This window comes from Microbispora sp. NPDC004025, assembly GCF_053604425.1.
In genome coordinates this window covers 1-4,298 of the sequence record NZ_JBSGHN010000038.1, presented here as the reverse complement: position 1 = coordinate 4,298, position 4,298 = coordinate 1, and the positions used below count along the sequence as shown (strand labels likewise).

General features: G+C 67.6%; 4 protein-coding genes. All 4 read right to left on the bottom strand.

Annotation, left to right across the window (positions count from 1 at the left end):
- A partial coding sequence (locus ACWEQG_RS38955) for a condensation domain-containing protein (protein WP_452292671.1) occupies positions 1–713 on the bottom strand: 713 nt, incomplete at its 3' end.
- Between the two features lie 198 nt (positions 714–911).
- A complete protein-coding gene (locus ACWEQG_RS38950; protein ID WP_452292669.1) occupies positions 912–1,793 on the bottom strand; it encodes an alpha/beta hydrolase in 882 nt (293 codons plus the stop codon).
- 30 nt (positions 1,794–1,823) lie between these two features.
- Positions 1,824–2,060, bottom strand: coding sequence for an MbtH family protein (locus ACWEQG_RS38945; protein WP_363473955.1), 237 nt, complete (start codon positions 2,058–2,060; stop codon positions 1,824–1,826).
- A gap of 76 nt (positions 2,061–2,136) precedes the next feature.
- A partial coding sequence (locus ACWEQG_RS38940; protein ID WP_452292667.1) for a non-ribosomal peptide synthetase occupies positions 2,137–4,298 on the bottom strand: 2,162 nt, incomplete at its 5' end.

Genomic DNA, 4,298 nt, shown 5'->3' with positions numbered 1-4,298 from the left:
AGGTGGTTGAGGCCGTGGTGGGTGGCGGGGTCGATGGTGAAGCTTGTGGTGTGGCCGCGGTGGGTGGCGATGGGGGGGCGTGGCCGGTCGGCGGGTAGGGGGAGTTGTTCGGGCAGGCCGTTCAGGGTGGTGGTCCAGTAGGCGAGCTGGCGGGCCTGCAGGCTGTTGGGGTCGTCGGGGTCGCCCAGCAGGTCTTGCTGCCACATGGTGTAGTCGGCGTACTGGACCGGCAGTGGTTCCCACGCGGGGGCCTGCCCCTGACGCCGGGCGGCATACGCGGTTGCCAGGTCGGAGGCCAGCGGGCGCAGTGACCACCCGTCCCCGGCGATGTGATGCACCACGACCACCAGCACATGCTCGGCGGGCGACACGGCGAACAACCACGCGCGGATCGGCAGGTCGACCGCCAGATCGAAGGTGCGGCGGACCGCCTCACCGACCAGCCCGCTCACCTCATCCGGGGCCGCCTCAACCGTCACCGGCTCAACATGCGCCTGGTCAAGGATGTGCTGGTGGGGAACCCCGTCGATGTCGGGGAAGACGGTGCGCAGGCTCTCGTGCCGGCCCACCACGTCGTTCAACGCCGCCGCCAACGCCCCACGGTCGAGGTCACCGGTCAGGCGCAGGACCAGCGGAAGGTTGTAAGTCGCACTCGGCCCCTCCAGATGGTGCAGGAACCACAGGCGGCGCTGCGCGAACGACAACGGAATCATCAGTCCCCCATTTCATCGGCTGATTGCATGAACTGCGTGGCTCGGCGTTCGGAAGACGAATGTTCCGTACGCCGAGCCGATCTCATCGCGGAAATCAGCCGCACTGTCCCACCTGTTCGACGTGGAGCGAATGCGGCGGAAAGATTCAGAACAGATCCGCGACGAGGGCAATACTGACTTTGAATATTCCTTCGAACCTCAGGCGCTCATCCTGGCGAGTACGGCGTCGCCGAGTTGCGTGCCCGGCACGCCCAGATCCATGGGAAGGTCGAAATGGTTCCGGTCGCGTGCGACGAACGCGGTCAGAGCCGTCGCCCGTGGATATGCGGCAGCCACGAACTCGTGATGCTGCCGGGTGAACGCTGTCGTTTCGTTGTCGCCGATCGCGATGACCAGCGGTGGCAGCCGATCCGGCAGGAGGGTGATCGGGCTGTTGCGCACTGCGGACGCGGCGTCGAGTCCGAGTGCGTCGTTGACGTAGGTCCCCCGAAGGGGATCGAGGTCGTAGACGCCGCTGAGTAGCGTCGCGCTGGCGAACACGTCCACCGGATGCCTACCGGAAGGCAGCCAGTCGTCCGACAGCGCCATCGCCACCAGATGGGCGCCGGCGGAACTCCCACTGAGATGGATCGAACCGGGACGTCCTGGAAGTTCGGGAGCCGTCCGCACCAGCCACCACAGACCTTCCCGGACCATGGCGACGATCTCGTCAAGCGAGTACAGCGGAGCGAGGCCGTAGCCGAGTGCGGCGAATCCCGCCCCGCTTTCCAGGAAGCCGGGCGCGGCGAACGACGACTCGTTTTTGCTCAACTCCTGCCAGTACCCGCCATGAATGTAAACCTGCAGGGGGCCTCCCCCGCACGGGGGCGGAAAGTAGTCGAGCAGTTGCTCCGGGCGCGGACCGTATCTGAGGCAGTGATGAGGAACAGCCCCGGCACGAGCCGCCGCGCTGCGCCGCGCGTACTCGTCGAGATACACCCTGATGTCAGGGACGCACGAGCTGGGAGAGTATTCGCGGTCGAGTTCGGCGCGGTCTGCCGACCGCGCCGACGCCGCCTCTCCGGCCCGCGGACCAGACATGTCAAGAGGCTGGGACACTGTACGTCATCCTCAGAACTCGGCGGCGGACACCTCGTCCGCGGCGACGGCATCGCGCAGGCTCTTCGGCCGCATGTCCGTCCAGTTCTCCTCTATGTACTCCAGGCACTTGCCGCGCTCATTGGCGCCGAACACCACCTCCCAGCCGGCGGGAATCCGGCTGAACGTCGGCCACAGCGAATACTGCTCCTCGTCGTTCACCAGCACGTAGAACTGGGCCTCGTCGTCGTCGAAGGGGTTGGTCTTCACGTTCTTCTCCTTGGTGACGTGGAATGGATGGGGATTTCTGAAAAAGGAATCGGTGAGAGAGGGACGAGATCACCGGCTACCCGCGTCGCATCCTGCGCAAAGCGGGCCGTACGGGAGTGTCAGTTGTGGTCAGCGCGCGGGACAGCCCACCCGGTGTTGGGGTCTCGAAGACGGCGCGGACGGGGACTTCGGCGTCGAGTACGGCGCGGATGCGGCTGGTCAGTCGGGTGGCGAGCAGGGAGTGGCCGCCCAGGTCGAAGAAGTCGTCGTCCATGCCGACCCGCTCCACCCCGAGGACTTCGGCGAACAGGCCGCACAGGATCTCCTCCCGCGCGGTGCTGGGGGCGCGGTACACCGCAGTCGTGGCGAGATGCGGTTCGGGCAGCGCCGCGCGGTCGAGCTTGCCGTTCACCGTCAGCGGCAGATGCTCCAGCACCACCACCGCCGACGGCACCATGTAGTCCGGCAGCACCGCCCGCAGATGCTCGCGCACCTCCTCCACCAGATCACCGCCCCCGCCCGCGTGGGCCGGCGTGATGTAGGCGACCAGGCGTTTGTCTCCGGGGCGGTCCTCCCGGACCACCGTGGCCGCCTGGGCTACCCCGGGGTGTGCCGCCACCGCGGCCTCGACCTCACCGGGTTCGATCCGGAACCCCCGGATCTTCACCTGGTGGTCGGCGCGTCCGAGGAAATCGAGCTGCCCGTCGGCGCGCCAGCGCACCACGTCACCGGTCCGGTACATCCGCGACCCCGCGGGGTCGAAAGGACTGGCCACGAACCGCGACGCGGTCAACCCGCGCCGGCCCAGATAGCCCCGGGCCAGTGATCGCCCGGCGACGTACAGCTCTCCGGGCACCCCCACCGGCACCGGCCGCAGCGACTCGTCGAGGACATACGTCCGGCAGTTGTCCACAGGACGGCCGATCGGGGGGTGTGCGCTTTCCTCTTCATCACCGGATCCGATCGTTAAGGTCGCCGCGGTGACCACATGAGTCTCCGCCGGGCCGTAGTGGTTGTGCACTCGTCGGCCCGGACGGCGTGCCAGGAACTCGCGCAGCCGCCCCTCGATCACCAGTGCCTCGCCGGCCTGCGCGACATCGACCAGATCCGGCAGGCTCATGCCCTGGTCCTGGGCCGCATCGGCCAGCGCTTCGAGAACGGGGGCGGGGGCGAACAACTCGTTCACCCGATGACGGTCCAGCCAGGAGACGAACTGGGCCGTGTTGAGCCGCGTCTCGGCATCGGGTACGGCGAGGGTCTTGCCGGACAGCAGCGCCGACAGGATCTCCTGAGCCGCCACATCGAAGCTGATCGTGGTGAACTGCGCCACCGTGCTTCCACGGTCTCCGGGCAGGGTACGTCGGTGCCAGGCCAGCAGGTTGACCAGCGCGTCAGCCGGCATGACGAGCCCCTTGGGCACGCCGGTGGAGCCGGAGGTGTAGATGACGTAGACGGGATGCTCTGGCCGCAGAGGACTGACCCGGTCGCCGTCCGTGAGATCGTGATCGCTGAGACCTGCCAGCCGTGCCGTGGTCTTCTCTTCGTCCAGAATGATCCGGGACATGCCCTGCGGCGGCAGGACAGGGGTTTCTGTTGTGACGATCGCCGACACCGGACAGGCGTCCTCCACCATCAGACGGATGCGCTCGGCGGGATAGTCGGGATCGACCGGCAGATAGGCCGCCCCGGTCTTGAGCACCGCCAGCAAGGCGACGATCAGATGCTCGGAGCGGGGCAACGCCAGCGCGACGGTCTGTTCGGGACCCGCCCCGTGCTCCACCAGCAATCGAGCAAGCCGATTGGCCCGTGCGTTCAGCTCCGCGTAAGTGAGCCTGCGCTCCCCGAACACCACCGCCGTCGCATCGGGCGTACGTGCCACCTGAGCCTGGAACAGCTCCGGTAACGTCGCCGGCGGGTACTCCCGTGCGGTCGCGTTCCAGTCCTCCAGCACGCGCTGCCGCTCGACCGCATCCAGGACATCGATCTCACCCAGCCGCATGTCGGGGTCGGCCGCCACGGCCGCCAGCACCCGCTGCAACCGCCGTACGAGGGCCTCGATCGTGCCGGAGTCGAACAGGTCCGTCGCGTATTCGACGAATCCGTCAAGCCCGTCGCCGCCCGGCGAGCTCTCCCAGAGGTAGATCGACAGGTCGAATTTGGAGGTGTTGGTGGTGGTGTGGTGGGGGGTGGCGGGCAGGTCGTGGAGGTGGAGGTGGGGCAGGGGGGTGTTTTGGAAGG